The sequence below is a fragment of the Campylobacter concisus genome, from assembly GCF_902460415.1.
Lineage (GTDB): Bacteria > Campylobacterota > Campylobacteria > Campylobacterales > Campylobacteraceae > Campylobacter_A > Campylobacter_A concisus_Y.
In genome coordinates this window covers 430,126-447,378 of sequence record NZ_CABPTY010000002.1, presented here as the reverse complement: position 1 = coordinate 447,378, position 17,253 = coordinate 430,126, and the positions used below count along the sequence as shown (strand labels likewise).

Below are 17,253 nucleotides of genomic sequence, written 5' to 3'. Positions count from 1 at the left end.
GAGGAAATATGGAAAATAACCAAACCGAGCAAAGTGCTGTTCAAAATACAAAAACTACAAAAAAACATCAAGCATCAAGAACACACATACCAGTAGACGGACACAAGATCGAAGAGCTAAGAACGCTTAGTTTAGATGAGCTAGTACAGATCGCAAATAGCGTCGGTGTCGAAAATCCACGAGAATTTCGCAGGCAGGATTTGATATTTGAGATACTAAAAACCCAGACAAAACAAGGCGGCTTTATACTATTTACTGGAATTTTAGAAATCACAAATGAAGGTTATGGCTTTTTAAGGGCTGTTGATGCAAATTTAAGCGACAGCTCAAACGACGCCTACGTCTCAAACTCTCAGATCCGTAAATTTGCACTTCGTGTGGGCGACATCATCACCGGCCAAGTAAGAGAGCCAAAAGATCAGGAAAAATACTACGCCCTTTTAAAGATTGAAGCAGTAAACTACATGCCTCTAGCAGACGCAAAAGAGAGGCCATTATTTGACAACCTAACCCCACTTTTCCCAACTGAAAAGCTAAATTTAGAGTATGATCCGATGAAGCTAACTGGCCGCGTGCTTGATCTTTTTACACCTATTGGTAAGGGTCAGCGTGGTCTCATCGTCGCACCTCCAAGAAGCGGTAAAACTGAGCTTATGAAAGAGCTAGCTCACGGCATCGCCAAAAATCATCCAGAAGCCCAGCTCATGGTGCTTTTGGTCGATGAGAGACCAGAAGAAGTTACCGATATGCAGCGCTGCGTAAAAGGCGAGGTATTTAGCTCGACATTTGACCTGCCAGCGCTTAACCACGTCCGCGTGGCAGAGCTTGTCATCGAAAAGGCAAAACGTCTAGTTGAGATGGGTAAAGATGTCATCATATTGCTTGATAGCATAACCCGTCTAGCACGTGCCTACAACACAGTAACTCCACCAAGCGGCAAGGTGCTAACAGGCGGTGTGGACGCAAACGCGCTTCACAAACCAAAACGCTTTTTTGGTGCAGCTAGAAACATCGAACATGGCGGCTCACTAACCATCATCGCAACCGCGCTAATAGACACTGGCTCACGCATGGACGAAGTTATATTTGAAGAGTTTAAAGGCACTGGAAACAGCGAGATCGTGCTTGACCGCAATATCTCTGACCGCAGAATTTATCCAGCTATCAACGTACTAAAATCAGGCACCAGAAAAGAAGAACTACTTCAAAAACCTGACGAACTTCAAAAAATTTGGGCTATTCGCTCTGCGATCGCTACAATGGACGATGTCGAAGCGCTTAAATTCTTATACGCAAAAATGCTAAAAACAAAAGACAACAAAGAGCTTCTCTCTATCCTAAATGAGTAAATTTAAATGAGCTTGAAGCGCTTGCTTTGAGCTCAAATTTCTTTTTTACACCAAATTTATCAAAAAATATTTCATAAATTTATTAGTTTAATTTTTTCAGTTTTATTTTTTTTTTTTTTGTAAAATCCGAATTTCTAACTTTTATAAAAAGGAAAAATATGAAAACAAAAGTCGTTTTTTCAGTCATTACAGCAACACTTACTTTTGCTCTAACTGGATGTGGTGAGCCAACTACTTTGGCTGAAATTTGTAAAGCTGATATGGGTAGTATCAAACATTTTAAAGGCGAAGTAAAGGTTTATAAAAGGATAAATTTTGACTGGGAATATAATATAGAGACCAAGAAAAATGAATTAAAAGAAGATGGTATTAAAGGTTATCTGATAGTCGATAAAGATACAAAGGTTGATCTAGAAAAATTTAACGTAAAAGCCGTGGCTTTTAGTATGCCAAAAGGTAGCATACCCAAAAATACACCACATATGTATATCTTAAAAAAATATGATGACATAGGCGAAGGTAATAAAACAGAAGTTTTGGCAACACTAGAAACTTTAAATCCAAGATGTAATGTAGATGGTAGTCTAGAGCTTAAACAAAAAGATACAAAAATAATTGCAATAAAATAACAAAAGGTGGGCTAACCACCTTTTAAAAACTTATATCATCTCGCTTTAAATTTTATATAACATATCCCGCCTACAAGCATCTCACTCTGTTTGATAAGCTCATCAAATTTTGGACTAAAAGCTGGCTATGATTTTGATAGTTTTAGAGTTTATGGAGCTTACATTTACGACTTTCAAGCAAAAAAGTCACTTGGCGATGAAGACGGTACAGCAATAAAATGGAGTACACATAAATTTATAGTAGGCGCAGACTATACACCAGAGTTAACAAAGGACATAAAACTAGTTCTTGGTGGCTACACTGGCTACTTAAAGCTTGAAATGGATATATTTGACATTCATGATGGCTCGGAAAAAGCTAATACAAATGACTGGATACTAGGTGCAAGAATTAGTGCTGAATACTCTATCAACGAAAACAATGCAGTTGAATTTGGTTTAAAAGCTGATAGAACAAAATATAGCTCTATAGCAAAATATGATAATGCAAAAATAAAAGACACAAATGTAGGTCTTTATTTGGGATATACATATAAATTTTAATCGCTCACAAGCTCAAATTTAAAAGTAAATTTGAGCTTTTTATTTAAAACGAACTATAAATTTAAAAGTTTTTCTAAATTTTTGCCGTCCAAGCGATAGTTTCTCCACTCAAGTGATTGATTTTTAGCACCCATACTTTCATAAAATTTAATACTTGGCTCATTCCAGTTTAGGCAGCACCACTCAAGTCTTTTTAAATTTTCATCCTTGCAAATTTGAGCTAAAAATTTAAAAAATGCCTTGCCTATGCCTTGACTTCTAAACTCTTTTTTGATGTAAATGTCCTCAAGATAGATCCCACCAAGTCCTAAAAATGTAGAAAATGTGTAAAAATAGATAGCATATCCTATCACCCCGTTCTCACTCTCGCAGACAAGGGCTTTTGCGTGGTTTTTATTAAAGACAGAGTCTGCAAAAATTTTATTTGTAAAAGTGACTTGATCGCTTAAATTCTCATAGCTTGCTAGCTCTCTTACAAGCTCGCATATCACGTCTATATCGCCCTCAGTCGCTTTTCTTATTTGAAATTTCATTAGTTATCACCAAAGAGTGCTTTTAGATCTTTAACCATTTCGCCATTTTCGCCACTGCTGCTAGTTTTTGAGCCAAGTTCATTTAGCTCGATCTCATAGCCAGTTAGCATGCTTGCAAGGCGGATATTTATGCCGTTTTTACCGATCGCCTTACTCTTTTGTTCGCTTGCAAGCGTTACGATCGCCTTGTTTTCTTCGATCTTTACAGATGTGATGATCGCAGGCGCCATAGCGCGAGCCACCAAGATCGCTGGCTCGGTAGTGTATTCGATCGCGTCGATGCTCTCACCGTGAAGCTCTTTACTTACAGCATTTATCCTAACACCCTTTGTGCCAACAGTTGCGCCGACTGGATCGATATTTGGAGTGGTTGAAATGAGCGCTACTTTAGCTCTTTCGCCAGGGATCCTAGCGCTTCCTTGTATGATGATGCCACCGTCTTTTATCTCGGGCACCTCTGAAGTTAGCAGCGCTTCAAGAAATTTAGGTGAAGTCCTTGAAAGCTCGACCTTTATGCCTAAATTTTTATCTGTAAAAACTTTTCTAATGACCGCCTTTACAACGTCGCCCACTTTAAATTTCTCGCCTTTTATGCGGTTTTTACGTGGCAAGATGGCACGAAGCTCGTCTATCTCGATAAATGTGTTTTCGTCATTATCGACTCTAACAACTGGTCCAAAGACCATGTGGCCGCTCATTTCATTATATTTTTGTAAAATTTTCTCTTCTACTAGGCGCTGAATGTGATACTCAAGCTCCTTATGAAGCGTTTGAGCTGCGGTTCTGCCAAGGTTATCAAGGCTTAGCTCATATGTGAGCTCATCTCCGATCTCTACGCCACTATCTATCTTTTTAGCCTCTTTTAAGCTTAAAAAGTGCTCATTATCCTCTTCAAGCCTCTCATCGTCGTTTGCTACGATTGAAATTTTTTGATAAAGCTTTAAATTTTTATTAGCATCGATGCTCACGTCATACTCATAATTTTCGCCATAAACTCTTTTTGCAGTGTTTATCAAAGCTCTTATAACGCGCTCTTTTACATCTTCTATCTCTAAATTTTTCTCATTTGCAATTGACTCGATGATATCTGAAATTCTTTCCATTTTTTCTCCATTGTAACGATAAATTTCGGGGATTTTTCGTGAAGTTTTGAAATTATACATAAGCCATACTTTTAATAACTTTAAGCTTATTATTAACTTTTATTTAATCCTTTTTTTATGATGTTTTGGATATATTGACCGATTAAAATTTAAGATTTTGAAAGGATTAAAAATGGAGCTAAAACTTGCAAGAGCCGAATTAGACGCAAAGCCAAAAACGATTTCACTAGAAAAAATAGAGGCAGCTGTCGAAAAAGAGGGTCAGAAAATTTTCTATTTTGATAAAGAAAACACGCACAAACAACTAATCGCCTTAGTAGAGCATTTTGAAGAAAAAGGGCTAAGCGTTTATCACAGAACCGTAAAATACGGGCTTGATGATAGCGATTATATGTATGAAGTGCATATACTTTAATGAGTAAAAAACTCTTTATCCAAACTCTAGGTTGTGCTATGAATGTTCGTGACAGCGAGCATATCATAGCCGAGCTCTCACAAAAAGAAGACTACTCCTTAACACAAAATATAGAAGAAGCTGATTTAATCCTTATAAATACCTGCTCGGTTCGCGAAAAGCCAGTTCATAAGCTCTTTAGCGAGGTTGGAGCCTTTGAAAAAGCCAAAAAAAGAGGTGCTAAAATAGGCGTTTGTGGCTGCACTGCAAGCCATTTAGGTAGTGAAATTTTCAAGCGCGCACCTTATGTTGATTTTGTCCTTGGCGCAAGAAATGTCAGCAAGATCACAAAGGCGGTAAATACGCCTAAATTTATCTCAACCGATATCAACCACGACGAGAGCGAATATGCATTTGGCGAATTTAGAGGCTCGCCGTATAAAAGCCACATCAATATCTCAATCGGCTGCGACAAAAAGTGTACCTACTGCATCGTCCCACACACTAGAGGCGATGAAATTTCTATCCCTTCAAGTCTTATACTAAAAGAGGTAGAGAAGGCTGCAAACAGCGGCGCAAAAGAGATATTTTTACTAGGACAAAATGTCAATAACTACGGTAAAAGATTTTCAGGAGCGCAAGAAAATATCGATTTTAGCGATTTACTAGTAAAGATAAGCGAGATAGATGGCGTTGAAAGGATAAGATTTACAAGTCCGCATCCACTTCACATGGATGATAAATTTCTTGAAATTTTCACTAAAAACCCAAAAATTTGCAAGTCTATGCACATGCCGCTTCAAAGCGGAAACACCAAAGTTTTACGCGAGATGAAGCGCGGATACACAAAAGAGTGGTTTTTGGACCGCGCACTAAGACTTAGAAAGATGTGCCCAGATGTTAGCATATCAACTGATATCATCGTCGCATTTCCAGGCGAGAGCGATAGTGAATTTGAAGATACGATGGATGTGCTTGAGCAAGTTAGATTTGAGCAAATTTTTAGCTTTAAGTATTCACCTCGTCCGCTTACAAAGGCAGCTACTTTTACAAATCAAATAGATGATAAAACCGCTTCAGCAAGGCTTACTCGCCTACAAAATCGCCACAATGAAATTTTAGACGAGATCGTGGCGACACAAAAAGATAAAATTTTTGATGTATATTTTGAAGAGCTAAGAGCAAATGGCGGCGTTGCTGGGCGAAGTTTTAACAACTTTTTAGTTCAAGTTGATGGCAGCGAAGAGCTTCTTGGCACTACACAAAAAATCAAGATCACAAACCCAAAACGAATGGTTTTGTATGGCGAGCTGCAAATTTAAAAATACATTTGAAAAGCTCGCCCTAAATGTTGGCGTCTTTTTCATCTATATTTTAATGTGGCTCATTTTTCTAACCTGCAAAAAGAGCTACACTCCAAATTTCTTACCGCAAAATGGCTGCGTCGTCGTCTTTTGGCACGGCAGGCTTAGCTTTATGAGCTTTGCTTACAGGCGCTGGTGGAGCAGTCAAAATAGAAAACAAGGCAAGGTGATAATCAGCGACCACAAAGATGGCGAGCTAATCACCAGAATAATCAAATTGTTTGGCATCGGCACCATTAGAGGCAGCAGCTCAAAAGGCGGCGCAAGAGCACTGATAGAAGCTTTAAGAGAGATAAAGCAAGGCCACGACGTCATCATCACGCCAGATGGCCCAAGAGGACCAAGGCACAGCGTGGCAGACGGAGCTGCGGTGATCGCACAAAAGTCATCTTGCGAAATTTATGCTCTAAATTTTGAAGCAAGCTCGTTTTGGGAGTTTAAAAGCTGGGATAAGATGATACTTCCAAAGCCATTTTCAACTATAAATTTTAGCCTCTCAGCTCCTTTTAATGTGGAAAATTTGGAGCAAAAAGATGCAAAAGAGAAGATACAAAACGAACTTTGGCAAGCCTCACAAAATGATGGCGGGAAGAGCGTGAAGCAAAACCAAGAGGATTTTAGATCAAATTTAAAAATTTGGTGGAAAAAGTACGCGCATAAAAATCCGCAAATAAGCGACGAGATAAAAGAAATTTTGGATGAAATTTATGAAAAATAAACTATCTATTTTTATAGCCATCTTTCTAATTGTTTTATTCGGACTATTTTTTTATAGCGATAACTCCTATAAACTCGCCCTTAAAGCAAAATTTTTATACGAAAACAAAGAATACGAAAAGGCCTTAAATTTAAGCCAAAAAGCACTTGATATAGATATTTATAACAAAATGGCAAATACTGTACTAAACCAAAGCAAGGCTGCTATCAAATTTAGCTCATACATAAAAAACGGCAAAGAGTATCTTGAGCGTATCAAAAAAATGAGCCAAAGTAGCGTCAGCAAGGCTGATAGCGAACGCATTAAGATGATGTGTGATGTGATGATAGAGGATTTTGACGACCTTGAAAACTCGGTCCTACTTGATAGTGAGCTAAAAAATGAAGCTTTAAATACAAAAGAGATTTTCGTTAAGCTTAAAAACGAGCTGTTTTAAACTTATTTAATCCCTTTTTAGCTACCATAACGAAAATTATGCACTAAATTTAGGAGATTTATGTCTTTTAGCGTCAAAAAGCTTTTTTCTAACCTTTTTTTAAGCGTCGTGTTGGAGGGCAATGAGTGCATATTCTTCGGTCAAGTCTTTAGAAATGGCAAACTTTTAAAAACTATAAATGCTAAATTTACAGATATAAATATCGATAGTATCGATGAGAAAATCATAAAGTATATAGAAGAGCAAGAAAAAACATATTTTGGTATATATGTTTCAGTTTTTTTTAATGACGACTCGCAAGGCGCGCTTCCTAGCACTAGCTTTGATGAATACAAAAAATTTAATATAAATACTAAAAATCTTACAAGCCTTATCATGCAGGATAGCTGGAGTATTTATGCAAATTTAAATGCTATAAAAAAATATAAAAATTTATTTGGACAAGATAGTGTAGATCTCATCTACTCACCTATCGCCATACTCTTTTACGAGCTTTTAAAACGCGGAATTTCTCCAAAAACTACACTTTATCTTTATATCCATGCACATTCTTTTACACTTGCGATCTTTAAAGATAAACAAATGAAGTTATCCACTTTTTTAAATATGTCTGGCATTGAAGAAACCAACCAGGAAGCTGAAAGCCTAAAAGAAGAAGATATAACAGATATTGACAACTTAATCATTAAAGAGGAAAATGACGCAACATCTCTTGATGATTTTAAAAGTTTAGACGATTTTTTAAGTGATGATAAACAAAAAGAATTTGAAGACCTAAATTATGAACTAAACATGCCAGCTTCTACAAATGTAGAAAAATCGGTTGCTATTTTTGGGTATGACATGAAGATGTTTGATTACATCGTAAAAGCCGTAAAAGAATTTTACGAAAATCCTCTCTACGGCGGTGATTTTATTGAACAAATCATTGTTTTTGAAAATACAAAAACAAGTGCAACCTTTTTACAATATCTGCAATCCGAGCTTTTAGTGGAGACTTCAGTGTATCCAGTGAATACAAATCATATTATGAATGAAATCATGCAAGAAGAGATAATATTATGAGATTTAGCTTTATTGCTCCAGAACCAAGACCACTTATATCTATCTTTAGCAAAATTTGGCTAAGCCTTATAAGCTTTGTGTTTGTAGCTCTTTTGGCAACAAATTTCTTTATACTTTATAAAAATTATTCAATTGAAAAAAATATAAATTTTTTATCAAATGAGCAAAAAGAACTTAGTCAAAAAATAGTCACAACAGATGAAATTTCGGCTAAACTAGCTGTACAAATAGAATCTGCAAATGATATTTTCACGTCAAATTCTATTCTAAAGCAAAGCTTGCACAATCTTTTTGATCTAGTGCCTGACAGCATAACGCTTGAAGAGGTTTTTATGGATAAAAACTCACTCATCATTCGTGGTATAACGCCGACAAAAGATGTATTTAATCAGCTTCTAGCTTCACCTTTAAGATCTATTTTTACGACTTCTAATACTAGCTTTTATCAAAGTAAAAACGGCTGGTATGGCTTTATAAGTACAAATAAAATTGATAATTCTGAGGGATATAATGAGTAAAAAAGATACGAGCTTAGAAAAAATAGATCCCGTCAAGCTTTTACTTTTTATATTTGCTTTTATTGTAGTTTGCTTCATTATGATATTTGGTTTTATCGTGCCAAATATAAAAGAATTTAAAAGCCTAACTAGACAAAATTATTCACAGACCTCATCTTATACAAAAGTAAAAAATGAATTTGAAGCTAAATTTAAAGCCCTTGAAGCAACTAAACAAAAAGATGGAGCTATCATTTCAGCTTTTGAGAATAAATTTGATAAAGATAAATTTATAGATTTTGCCTCCAAATTTTTCAGTGAAGTGAGCCTTAGCAAAATAGAAGAAAGTGATAATAACGCTAGTGAGAAATTTTTTAGATTTCGCCTAAATGTAACTAGCTCTCTAAGGACACCACAAAAATTTTATGACTTTTTAGATGCGCTTAGCAGCTATGATAGTATCGTAAAGACCGAATTTCCTATCGTCATGAAAGGCGAAAAGGATAAAATCCATACTACTTTTAATATAAAAGTTTTTGGGTTGAAGTAAAAGCTTAAAGTCTACCATCAAGATAAAGTTTAACCAAAAACTCGCTATATCTTTTTCTGCCAAGATAGTTTAAATGATGCCCCATATCTGATAACTCATCATCGTTAATTTTAAAATTTGTTAGATCAATAACTTTAGCATTTTTAATAGCTGACATTATCTCATTTATATCATATTTTATAGTGGCACCATCAAATATAGGTTCTAATATAACAACAACCTTTATGCCACTTTTTACAAGTGGATCAATTACATAATTTTGAAAATATTTTATAGTGTTTTGATTTAACCCCTTTAGCTCGATCGTCCTACCATAATATTCTCTTGACAATCCATCCGAAAAAAGAATAATATCTCCATTACTACATTTTACAAAGATAATTTTTTTATTTTTTGTAGCATTTGAATTTATCTCATTTATGTTGATCAAATCACAATCACTATGTGCTTTTACATCAAAAGTATTTTTAGCTTTAAAACTACTTGCTTTAGTTTTGTTATCTGGAGTAAATTTCCCATAAAACCCAACTATCCTATTATATATACCTTCAGAATATCTCAAAAATAGATGTGGTCTTGCAAAAAAATCAGGTAGTGTTTTCAGAAAGGTCATTTTATCTGTACCAAAATTTGCAACAAGTTCATCAGTAGTATAAATTTTAGATCCATACTCTGCATAGTTATCAAAAAGAAAACTAACTCTTAGACTAATAACAACCTCTTTTGCACCAACTTTTTTGATAACATTTGAAATATATGGATAGTCTCTAATGAAATTTCCAGATACACCGAAGTTATAAATACTGATATTGTTTTCGCTAAAAACATTTGTTGATATATGATGAAGCGTTCTACTACTTCCAACAAAAACAATATCCTTTTGCTTTTCACTATTTAGTTTAAAGTGCTCCGCTTTTGAAATTTTATTATCAACAAAATTTGTCTTACTTGTGCTATTTCCCGCAAAAACATAAAGCACAACATCAAGCCCAACCATAGCAAAAGCCACTAAAAACAGGCACAGAAATATTTTTTTCTTAAAATCTAAAGTATAAAAATTCACTCGCATTATTAAGCCTAATTGCTAAGATTGATATAAACAAGAAGAAAGATGTTGCAAAAATTTGCCAGATAGTAAATTTAAATTTCTTATCAAATGCTATTTGCATAGAGTTTTTAAAAAGTAAAACAACCAAAAAAGCCAAAACGATAAAAAACATCTCAAGATAATTAACGCCTATTTTAAACTCACCAAAAAACATCCCTCGGATCACTTTCATGGCATCTTCAAAGCTTTTTGCCCTAAAAAATATCCATGTAAAATTTACAAAGTTAAAGGTAATGATCCAAGCAATGATTTTATTTAGCTTAAAATTTAACTTTTGCCAACATCTGTGAATGACAATAGCAACACCATGTAAAGCACCCCAAACAACAAATGTCCAAGCAGCCCCATGCCAAAGACCGCCTATTAAAAACACCAAAAACAAATTTAGATAGGTACGGCTCTGCCCCCCCCTATTTCCTCCAAGCGGGATATAGATATAGTCTCTTAAAAAACGCGATAGCGTAATATGCCATCTGTGCCAAAAATCCTGAATATTTAAAGCCTTATACGGGGAGTTAAAATTTATAGGAAGCCTTATGTTAAAAAGCAGCGCAAGACCTATCGCCATATCGCAATAACCACTAAAATCAAAATAAAGCTGAAAAGTATACGAAAGCGACGTCGCCCATGCTTGCAGAAAAGTCAAATTTCCTTCCACATCAAATCCAGCATTTGCAAAAATCGAAAAAGTATCAGCAACCACACTCTTCTTAAATAGCCCTATGCTAAAAACAAAAAGCCCAAGAGCTATAAATTTATAGTTTTTTATAAGATTAAATTTATTTGCAAACTGAGACATCATTTCTTTGTGATGCACTATCGGACCAGCAATAAGCTGTGGAAAAAATGTTATAAAAAGGCAGTAGTTTAAAAAACTATTCTCTTTTGTCTGCTTGTTATAACTATCCACTAGATATGCTATTTGCTGAAATGTGACAAAACTAAGTGCTAGCGGTAAAGCGATATGAAGTAGACTTAAATTTGTATTTGCTATAGCGTTTAAATTTGAAATTAAAAAATCAGCATATTTAAAATATCCAAGTAAAGCGAGGTTGCAAACTATACCAAAAATCAAAATAGCTTTACTCTGATGTTTTGCTAGAAATTTTGAAATCAAGAAGTTAAAGATAATGCTTCCTAGTAAAATCGGTAGATAATAAACACTCCAATAAGCATAAAAAAATAAACTAGCACTTACCAAAAAAGCTTTTGCAAGAGTGCTTAGTCTCTTTTTATTTAGAAAAAAATATACAAAAAATACAAGTGGTAAAAATACAAATATAAAGACATATGAGTTAAAAAGCATTTTATCCCTTATTTTTTCTCCACACATTTGCCAAGCTGACAAGCTCTTTTGTAAAGTGCGTCTGCCTTTGCTTCATTGCCGCTTAGCTTTGCAAGCAAAAAGCATGACTGAGCATACTCAAGCTCGCAGCTCTTAGCCAAAAGCCTTAGCACTCTAGCCTCAGCCTTGTTTCTATCTATCTTATGAGTTTTTAAATTTTCGCTTTCGATGTAAGACTTTAGCCCCATTGCTTCGTTATAGCAGCCAACGCCATCACCGCTATCACAAGCTAGTTTATATAGTCTTAAGGCTTTTTCCATATCTTTTTGCTCATCAACAAGCCCTTGCTCATAAATTTGACCCAAATTAGAACAAGCCGTCGCAAGACCAGCATTGCAAGCCTTTTCGTAGTAGCCTTTTGCTTTTACAAAGTCCTTTTCGTTGCTAAAATTTACGGCTAAATTGTTGCAGTCGATGCTATTTCCGCTCTCGCAGTTTTGCACCATCTTCTCTTTTTCAAGCTCAAGACGCTCTGCCCTCGCCTCTTCATCACTTTGCCAAAAGCCAAAGCTTACCATCTTTTGCCACGACCAGCAACCACTAAGCATAAAGCCCATAGCCAAAATAAGACCAAAATTTAAAACCTTTTTCACTTACATTCCTAGCTTTGTGCCTAGTCTTTTCATCTGCGGGCATGCCTTGCTTAGCCCACGAAAGCAAGCGACTTTATAAATTCCATAAGCCCTTTTTTCGTCTTTATTGACACCAAGACCAAGCTCATACATCGCTCCGATATTAGCACAACTTGGCAAATCGCCAGCATTGCATGCATTTGTATAAGCTTGCATTGCTAAGTAATAATCTTGCTTAACGATCTCACCTTTTCTATAAGCATTGCCTAAATGATAGCAAGCTTGCATGCCTCCGCCATTGCAACTTTCTTTATAAATCGAAATTGCCTTTTTTGGATTTTTTTTGACTCCGAGTCCAAGCTCATAAAGAGTGCCCAAATTTGCACAACCGACTTGCACCTTAGCATCGCAAGCCTTTTTATAATTTGTTAAAGCATTTTCATATTCTTTTAAAAGCTCGTAATTTACACCCAAATCGTTGCAAGCTTCCGTATCGCCTTCTTCGCATTTTGGTATTAAAATTTCGATCGCATTTCTTGAAATTTGCTCTTTATTTTGCACTATTTTTTCATCCTTTGGTTGCTGCCACGAATCATCTTGTTTTTGTCCTACACCAATCACGTTTAAGCAGCCAGTGAAAAATAAAGCCAATAAAAGCAATAAATATTTTTTCATTCTTTTCCTTTTAAAATTGTCCAAATAAGTCATTTAGTGCTTCACTGATACTTGGATGAGTGAAAATTTGATTTTTAAAGAAATTTGCATTTGCTTTTAAATTCATAGCAATTGCAATTTCATTTATCAGCTCATTTGCATAGATGCAGTGAAAGCTAGCTCCTAAAATTTCTCCACTTTGTGCATCAACGATAGCTTTTAGCATGCCTACATCGTGATTTAGTACTTTTGCGCCTGGTACTGTTGCCATGCTAAGCTTTAGCTCTTTAAAATTTAGCCCAAGCTTGCTAGCCTCTTTTGCATTTACTCCAACTCTTGCTAGCGGAGTGTCGGTAAATAGCACATTTGCGTGAATACTTCTATTTTTAGTATTTCTCTTTTTATCACCAAAAATTTGTGAATAAACTATCCTAAAATCATCTAAGCTCGTATAAGTAAAAAGCTCTCCGCCGCGTACGTCGCCTACCGCATAGATGTTTGGTACATTCGTTTGAAGGTTTTCATTTGTCTTTATAAAGCCTTTTTCATTTAGCTCAACTCCAGCAGCTTTTAAATTTAAATCATCCACATTTGCTACTCTGCCAAGTGCGATCAAAAATGCATCAGCTCTAAGGCATCTTTGCTCACCATTTTGCTTAAAATTTAATACATTTTCTTTAATGCACTCTATCTCGCAACCCTCTAAGATTTCAACGCCTTGGACTCTAAGAGCTTCTTTTACGCTATTAGCTATATCATCATCTTCGTTTTTAAGTAGTTTTGAACGCCCTACGATAGTCACTTTTGAGCCAAAATTTGCAAACATTGATGCAAACTCTATACCGATAAAACCACTACCGATAATGACAAAATGCTTTGGTAAATTTTTTAGATCAAGCAAAGTTTGGCTTGAAAATACATTTGAGCTTACAACTTCAAAAGGAGCATCTGCCTCTTTTGAGCCACTATTTATGATAATAAAATCGCCCTCTATTATCTTTTTCTCACCACTTGGCGTTGTTACAAGTACGCTATTTTCACTAGCAAATGAGCCAACACCATCGATCACATCGATATTTTCTTTATCATTTAGCATTGCATAGTTTTTAGCATTCAAAGCTGAAATTAGTTTATTTTTATTTTCCACACTAAGCGTGTAATATTCGCTTTCAACGCTATTATTTACAAATTTTGCCTCTTTAGCGGCTGTTATTAGACGTTTGGTTGGTATGCAGCCAACATTTATGCAAGTGCCTCCATACATCTTTGGTGATCTTTCTACAAGAGCCACTTTTTTGCCAAGTGCGGCAGCTTTAACTGCTAGTGTTTTGCCAGCTTTTCCAAAACCAATAATTACAATATCATATTTCATTTTTAGTCCCTTATCTTTCCCATTATATAGTAAGTTGTTTCATTTATCTTTTTTAGTTCCATTTTATATTTATTAGCCCAGTTTTTTATAATCTCATCGACTCGCTCTTTTATTTCATTAACGGTAGCTACATTTTTTATCTTTAGTCTATCTTCACTTCCACTCATCGCCACAAAACAAAGGTGTGGTTTTAAATGATCATTTAGTTCAATTATGCTCTTTGGCAAAAGACCATCAGTATTGTTTAAAATTCTACACATTTGCGCAGTGGTTGTTTCATTGACGTTATAGCCAAGCTGGATTAAAAGTGCATTATGATCCATATTGTTCCTTTTGCTTAAAATTTGCGAACATTATAAGATAAAATTGGATAAAATCCCCTAAATTTTCAAGGACAAATATGAAAAAATTTATCATTTTTGTATTTAGTATTTTGCTATTTTGGGGATGTTCAGTAGAGCAAATTTCACAAAAACTTGGCCTTAGCGAACCACCGCTTGATCCAGAAGCCCTGCAGATTGCAGACGCCATCTATTTATACAATGAAGGCAACTATCCAAAAGCTTGTAAGAGATTTTACGACTACGCAAAAGATGGAAATGTTCTAGCCATGCAACAAACTGGCGCATGTTTTCGTGACGGCAAAGGCTTTAGTAAAGATATTTTAAGAGCACTTTTTTGGTTTGAAACAGCTGGCAGATACGGCAACATAGACGGCCTAAGAAGTGCTGGATATATCTACGAGTACGGACTTGGTGTAAACAAAAATTTAGAAAAAGCGATATATTTTTATGAAAAAGCTACAAGCCTTGGCTCGAGCGAGGCTAGCTACGATTTAGGACTCATCTACCTAGGCAAAAATGACTATAAAAAAGCAAGAATTTATCTTGATGAGGCTTGCTTTAAAGGCAAAGAAGAAGCTTGTGCAAAGCTAAAAGAGATGAAATTTTAGCTCCCATCTCTTTTTGTAAATTTATTACGCCTCAGCCTTTTGAGCGATCAAAACGCCCTCTATCATCTTTTTGATGTCACCATCAAGTATCGCATCAGTCTGTGAGTATGCCTCGCCGCTGCGGTTGTCTTTTACCTGCTGATACGGGAAAAGCACGTATGATCTTATCTGATGTCCCCAGCCGATCTCGCTCTTTTCGACGCTGTTGCTCGCCTCTTGCTGCTTCATCAGCTCAAGCTCGTAAAGACGAGATTTTAGCATTTTCATCGCTGTGGCTCTATTTTTATGCTGGCTGCGGTCATTTTGGCACTGCACGACAATGCCAGTTGGTATATGCGTGATGCGGATGGCAGATTCAGTCTTGTTTACGTGCTGACCACCTGCACCGCTTGCTCTATAAGTATCTATCTTTAGATCTTTTTCCTCGATCTCGATCTCTATGTCATCATCTATCTCAGGGCTTACCATGACACTAGAAAAGCTTGTATGACGGCGCCCTGCACTATCAAATGGGCTTGTGCGAACGAGCCTATGGATGCCATTTTCTGCCTTGAAGTACCCATAGGCGTTTTCGCCTTTTACGATAAAGCTAACATCCTTTAGCCCAGCCTCATCGCCCTCTTGAAAGTCAAGAGTCTCGACCTTAAAGCCCTCGCGCTCGCAAAATCTAAGATACATCCTATAAAGCATGCTCGCCCAGTCATTACTCTCAGTGCCGCCAGCTCCAGGGTGGATCGATACGATCGCGTTTTTGCCGTCATCTTCGCCGCTTAAAAGCATAGAAATTTCAAGATTTACTATCTTTTCATCTAAATTTTTAGCGTCATCAAAAAGAGAATTTATAGTCTCTTCGTCATTTTCAGAATTTGCTAGCTCAAAGAGCTCCTTTGCATCGCTTACTGCCTGATTAGCGTCGTTAAATTTTGCAAGCATATTTGAAATTTTTGTCTTTTCTTTATTTAGCGCCCCAGCTCTTGCGATATCTTGCCAAAAATCAGGGTCTTGCTCGGTGTCCTCGATCTCTTTTAGCCTAGCCTTGATCTCTTCAGGCTTTACGATAGAGCCTATGTTTTCAACTTTTGTTTGTAGCTTCTTTAAAAGCTCGTTGTATTCGTAACTATCCAAGTTTTTCTCCATAAATTTTTGCCGATTTTAGCCAAAAGTTGCTTACATTTTTAAATTTACGCCCTTTTAATCCTTTTTTGTTAAAATACCAAGTTAAATTTTTAAACAAAAAGAGTCAAAATGCAAATCATAAGAACTATAAAAGAACTTGAAAATTTCGCCTCTAGCACAAGCGCAAAGATCGGTTTTGTGCCGACCATGGGCGCGCTTCATAACGGACACGTTAGCCTTATCAAAAAATGCGTGAGCGAAAATGAGATAAGTATCGTCTCAACATTCGTTAATCCAACTCAATTTTTACCAGGCGAAGATCTAGACAAATACCCAAGAAACGAGCAAAATGACATTAAAATTTGCGAGCAAAATGGCGTTAGCGCTATTTTTATCCCAGATGCTGGTGAGCTTTACTTTGAAGATGAACCTCTAATCGTCGCTCCAAAGAAATTTTCAGCCATCTTAGAGGGCAAAACTAGACCTGGACACTTTGATGGCGTCTTAAGGGTACTAAACAAGCTATTTCGCCTAACTCGTGCAAATAGCGTTTACATGGGCAAAAAAGATACACAACAATTAATCATAGTACAAAACATGATAAAGACATTTTTTCTTAATACCAGCCTAGTGGCTTGTGATATCGTTAGAGAGCCAGACGGCTTAGCGCTTTCAAGCAGAAACGTCTATATCTGCGATGAAGATAAATGTAATGCTCTAAGACTTTCAAGATCGCTAAATAAAGCACAAAATTTGATCCAAAACGGCGAGGAAGACGCAAGTGAGATCAAAACAAAGATGCTTGAAGTACTAGAGCCATTAAAGGTTGATTATGTCGCTATTACGGATAGAAATTTAAATGAAATTTCCAAAATAGAAAAAAATAACACCATCATTTTAGTAGCAGCTTACGTTGGTAAAACTAGACTGATAGATAATATCTGGATATAAAA

General features: G+C 36.0%; 21 protein-coding genes. 12 read left to right on the top strand and 9 right to left on the bottom strand.

Annotated elements, in window-relative coordinates; all coding sequences use genetic code 11:
• Positions 1-8: 8 nt before the first annotated feature.
• The 3 genes from rho to FZ940_RS06290 all read left to right on the top strand — a co-directional run bounded on the left by rho (position 9) and on the right by FZ940_RS06290 (position 2,521).
• The gene (gene rho / locus FZ940_RS06300) at positions 9-1,349 is read left to right on the top strand and encodes a transcription termination factor Rho (RefSeq protein WP_148821941.1); all 1,341 of its coding nucleotides are present in this window, start codon (positions 9-11) and stop codon (positions 1,347-1,349) included.
• A 158-nt stretch (positions 1,350-1,507) separates the two neighbouring features.
• The gene (locus FZ940_RS06295; RefSeq protein ID WP_148821940.1) at positions 1,508-1,978 is read left to right on the top strand and encodes a hypothetical protein; all 471 of its coding nucleotides are present in this window, start codon (positions 1,508-1,510) and stop codon (positions 1,976-1,978) included.
• Between the two features lie 90 nt (positions 1,979-2,068).
• The gene (locus tag FZ940_RS06290; RefSeq protein WP_262367606.1) at positions 2,069-2,521 is read left to right on the top strand and encodes a TonB-dependent receptor; all 453 of its coding nucleotides are present in this window, start codon (positions 2,069-2,071) and stop codon (positions 2,519-2,521) included.
• 53 nt (positions 2,522-2,574) lie between these two features.
• Here the strand turns inward: FZ940_RS06290 and FZ940_RS06285 are convergent, their stop codons facing one another.
• Both FZ940_RS06285 and nusA read right to left on the bottom strand, forming a co-directional pair.
• On the bottom strand, positions 2,575-3,054 hold the full coding sequence (locus FZ940_RS06285; protein ID WP_148821939.1) for a GNAT family N-acetyltransferase: 480 nt from the start codon (positions 3,052-3,054) through the stop codon (positions 2,575-2,577).
• Positions 3,054-4,157: a transcription termination factor NusA gene (gene nusA / locus FZ940_RS06280; RefSeq protein ID WP_085657417.1), complete on the bottom strand. Its 1,104-nt coding sequence runs from the start codon at positions 4,155-4,157 to the stop codon at positions 3,054-3,056. The genes FZ940_RS06285 and nusA overlap by 1 nt, the downstream gene beginning before the upstream one ends.
• A gap of 172 nt (positions 4,158-4,329) precedes the next feature.
• On the opposite strand from nusA, the gene FZ940_RS06275 reads away from it, so the two are divergent.
• Genes FZ940_RS06275 through FZ940_RS06245 form a run of 7 tightly spaced genes read left to right on the top strand, consistent with a single transcriptional unit; the run spans position 4,330 to position 9,181 of the window.
• Positions 4,330-4,572, top strand: coding sequence for an HP0268 family nuclease (locus tag FZ940_RS06275; protein WP_002941786.1), 243 nt, complete (start codon positions 4,330-4,332; stop codon positions 4,570-4,572).
• On the top strand, positions 4,572-5,873 hold the full coding sequence (gene miaB / locus FZ940_RS06270; protein ID WP_148821938.1) for a tRNA (N6-isopentenyl adenosine(37)-C2)-methylthiotransferase MiaB: 1,302 nt from the start codon (positions 4,572-4,574) through the stop codon (positions 5,871-5,873). The genes FZ940_RS06275 and miaB overlap by 1 nt, the downstream gene beginning before the upstream one ends.
• Positions 5,854-6,633, top strand: a complete 780-nt coding sequence (locus FZ940_RS06265) for a lysophospholipid acyltransferase family protein (protein WP_148821937.1) — start codon at positions 5,854-5,856, stop codon at positions 6,631-6,633. Before miaB ends, FZ940_RS06265 begins: the two co-directional genes overlap by 20 nt.
• Positions 6,623-7,069 carry a hypothetical protein gene (locus tag FZ940_RS06260; RefSeq protein WP_148821936.1) on the top strand — a complete coding sequence of 149 codons (447 nt, stop codon included), beginning with the start codon at positions 6,623-6,625 and terminating at the stop codon, positions 7,067-7,069. The genes FZ940_RS06265 and FZ940_RS06260 overlap by 11 nt, the downstream gene beginning before the upstream one ends.
• 60 nt (positions 7,070-7,129) lie before the next feature.
• On the top strand, positions 7,130-8,134 hold the full coding sequence (locus FZ940_RS06255) for a DUF8341 domain-containing protein (RefSeq protein WP_148821935.1): 1,005 nt from the start codon (positions 7,130-7,132) through the stop codon (positions 8,132-8,134).
• Entirely contained in the window at positions 8,131-8,652 is a 522-nt protein-coding gene (locus FZ940_RS06250; RefSeq protein ID WP_084041405.1) for a PilN family protein, read from the top strand. The genes FZ940_RS06255 and FZ940_RS06250 overlap by 4 nt, the downstream gene beginning before the upstream one ends.
• Positions 8,645-9,181: a hypothetical protein gene (locus tag FZ940_RS06245; RefSeq protein WP_021090534.1), complete on the top strand. Its 537-nt coding sequence runs from the start codon at positions 8,645-8,647 to the stop codon at positions 9,179-9,181. The genes FZ940_RS06250 and FZ940_RS06245 overlap by 8 nt, the downstream gene beginning before the upstream one ends.
• Positions 9,182-9,185: 4 nt before the next feature.
• Here FZ940_RS06245 and FZ940_RS06240 read toward each other — a convergent pair whose 3' ends face one another.
• Genes FZ940_RS06240 through FZ940_RS06215 form a run of 6 tightly spaced genes read right to left on the bottom strand, consistent with a single transcriptional unit; the run spans position 9,186 to position 14,555 of the window.
• Entirely contained in the window at positions 9,186-10,178 is a 993-nt protein-coding gene (locus FZ940_RS06240) for a hypothetical protein (RefSeq protein ID WP_148821934.1), read from the bottom strand.
• A 40-nt stretch (positions 10,179-10,218) separates the two neighbouring features.
• Entirely contained in the window at positions 10,219-11,595 is a 1,377-nt protein-coding gene (locus tag FZ940_RS06235) for an MBOAT family O-acyltransferase (RefSeq protein ID WP_148821933.1), read from the bottom strand.
• 8 nt (positions 11,596-11,603) lie between these two features.
• Positions 11,604-12,227: a tetratricopeptide repeat protein gene (locus FZ940_RS06230; protein WP_148821932.1), complete on the bottom strand. Its 624-nt coding sequence runs from the start codon at positions 12,225-12,227 to the stop codon at positions 11,604-11,606.
• A complete protein-coding gene (locus tag FZ940_RS06225) occupies positions 12,228-12,881 on the bottom strand; it encodes a tetratricopeptide repeat protein (RefSeq protein ID WP_148821931.1) in 654 nt (217 codons plus the stop codon). It abuts the gene before it with no gap.
• 10 nt (positions 12,882-12,891) lie between these two features.
• Complete coding sequence (locus FZ940_RS06220) at positions 12,892-14,232, bottom strand: dihydrolipoyl dehydrogenase family protein (RefSeq protein WP_148821930.1); 1,341 nt, start codon at positions 14,230-14,232, stop codon at positions 12,892-12,894.
• A gap of 2 nt (positions 14,233-14,234) precedes the next feature.
• On the bottom strand, positions 14,235-14,555 hold the full coding sequence (locus FZ940_RS06215; RefSeq protein ID WP_054196551.1) for a hypothetical protein: 321 nt from the start codon (positions 14,553-14,555) through the stop codon (positions 14,235-14,237).
• Positions 14,556-14,632: 77 nt separating this feature from the next.
• On the opposite strand from FZ940_RS06215, the gene FZ940_RS06205 reads away from it, so the two are divergent.
• Positions 14,633-15,184: a tetratricopeptide repeat protein gene (locus FZ940_RS06205; protein WP_148821929.1), complete on the top strand. Its 552-nt coding sequence runs from the start codon at positions 14,633-14,635 to the stop codon at positions 15,182-15,184.
• A gap of 24 nt (positions 15,185-15,208) precedes the next feature.
• Here the strand turns inward: FZ940_RS06205 and prfB are convergent, their stop codons facing one another.
• Positions 15,209-16,309: a peptide chain release factor 2 gene (gene prfB, locus FZ940_RS06200; protein WP_148821928.1), complete on the bottom strand. Its 1,101-nt coding sequence runs from the start codon at positions 16,307-16,309 to the stop codon at positions 15,209-15,211.
• 120 nt (positions 16,310-16,429) lie between these two features.
• On the opposite strand from prfB, the gene panC reads away from it, so the two are divergent.
• Positions 16,430-17,251, top strand: coding sequence for a pantoate--beta-alanine ligase (gene panC, locus FZ940_RS06195; RefSeq protein WP_148821927.1), 822 nt, complete (start codon positions 16,430-16,432; stop codon positions 17,249-17,251).
• The last annotated feature ends 2 nt before the right edge of the window (positions 17,252-17,253 follow it).

Excerpts from the sequence above, each read along its gene's own strand:
- FZ940_RS06235 (WP_148821933.1), bottom strand. The coding sequence starts at position 11,595 with ATGCTTTTTAACTCATATGTCTTTATATTTGTATTTTTACCACTTGTA.
- miaB (WP_148821938.1), top strand. The coding sequence starts at position 4,572 with ATGAGTAAAAAACTCTTTATCCAAACTCTAGGTTGTGCTATGAATGTT.
- FZ940_RS06260 (WP_148821936.1), top strand. The coding sequence starts at position 6,623 with ATGAAAAATAAACTATCTATTTTTATAGCCATCTTTCTAATTGTTTTA.
- FZ940_RS06225 (WP_148821931.1), bottom strand. The coding sequence starts at position 12,881 with ATGAAAAAATATTTATTGCTTTTATTGGCTTTATTTTTCACTGGCTGC.
- FZ940_RS06275 (WP_002941786.1), top strand. The coding sequence starts at position 4,330 with ATGGAGCTAAAACTTGCAAGAGCCGAATTAGACGCAAAGCCAAAAACG.
- FZ940_RS06285 (WP_148821939.1), bottom strand. The coding sequence starts at position 3,054 with ATGAAATTTCAAATAAGAAAAGCGACTGAGGGCGATATAGACGTGATA.
- nusA (WP_085657417.1), bottom strand. The coding sequence starts at position 4,157 with ATGGAAAGAATTTCAGATATCATCGAGTCAATTGCAAATGAGAAAAAT.
- FZ940_RS06220 (WP_148821930.1), bottom strand. The coding sequence starts at position 14,232 with ATGAAATATGATATTGTAATTATTGGTTTTGGAAAAGCTGGCAAAACA.
- FZ940_RS06245 (WP_021090534.1), top strand. The coding sequence starts at position 8,645 with ATGAGTAAAAAAGATACGAGCTTAGAAAAAATAGATCCCGTCAAGCTT.
- FZ940_RS06295 (WP_148821940.1), top strand. The coding sequence starts at position 1,508 with ATGAAAACAAAAGTCGTTTTTTCAGTCATTACAGCAACACTTACTTTT.
- FZ940_RS06255 (WP_148821935.1), top strand. The coding sequence starts at position 7,130 with ATGTCTTTTAGCGTCAAAAAGCTTTTTTCTAACCTTTTTTTAAGCGTC.
- FZ940_RS06215 (WP_054196551.1), bottom strand. The coding sequence starts at position 14,555 with ATGGATCATAATGCACTTTTAATCCAGCTTGGCTATAACGTCAATGAA.
- panC (WP_148821927.1), top strand. The coding sequence starts at position 16,430 with ATGCAAATCATAAGAACTATAAAAGAACTTGAAAATTTCGCCTCTAGC.
- FZ940_RS06240 (WP_148821934.1), bottom strand. The coding sequence starts at position 10,178 with ATGGTTGGGCTTGATGTTGTGCTTTATGTTTTTGCGGGAAATAGCACA.
- rho (WP_148821941.1), top strand. The coding sequence starts at position 9 with ATGGAAAATAACCAAACCGAGCAAAGTGCTGTTCAAAATACAAAAACT.
- FZ940_RS06205 (WP_148821929.1), top strand. The coding sequence starts at position 14,633 with ATGAAAAAATTTATCATTTTTGTATTTAGTATTTTGCTATTTTGGGGA.
- FZ940_RS06250 (WP_084041405.1), top strand. The coding sequence starts at position 8,131 with ATGAGATTTAGCTTTATTGCTCCAGAACCAAGACCACTTATATCTATC.
- FZ940_RS06265 (WP_148821937.1), top strand. The coding sequence starts at position 5,854 with ATGGCGAGCTGCAAATTTAAAAATACATTTGAAAAGCTCGCCCTAAAT.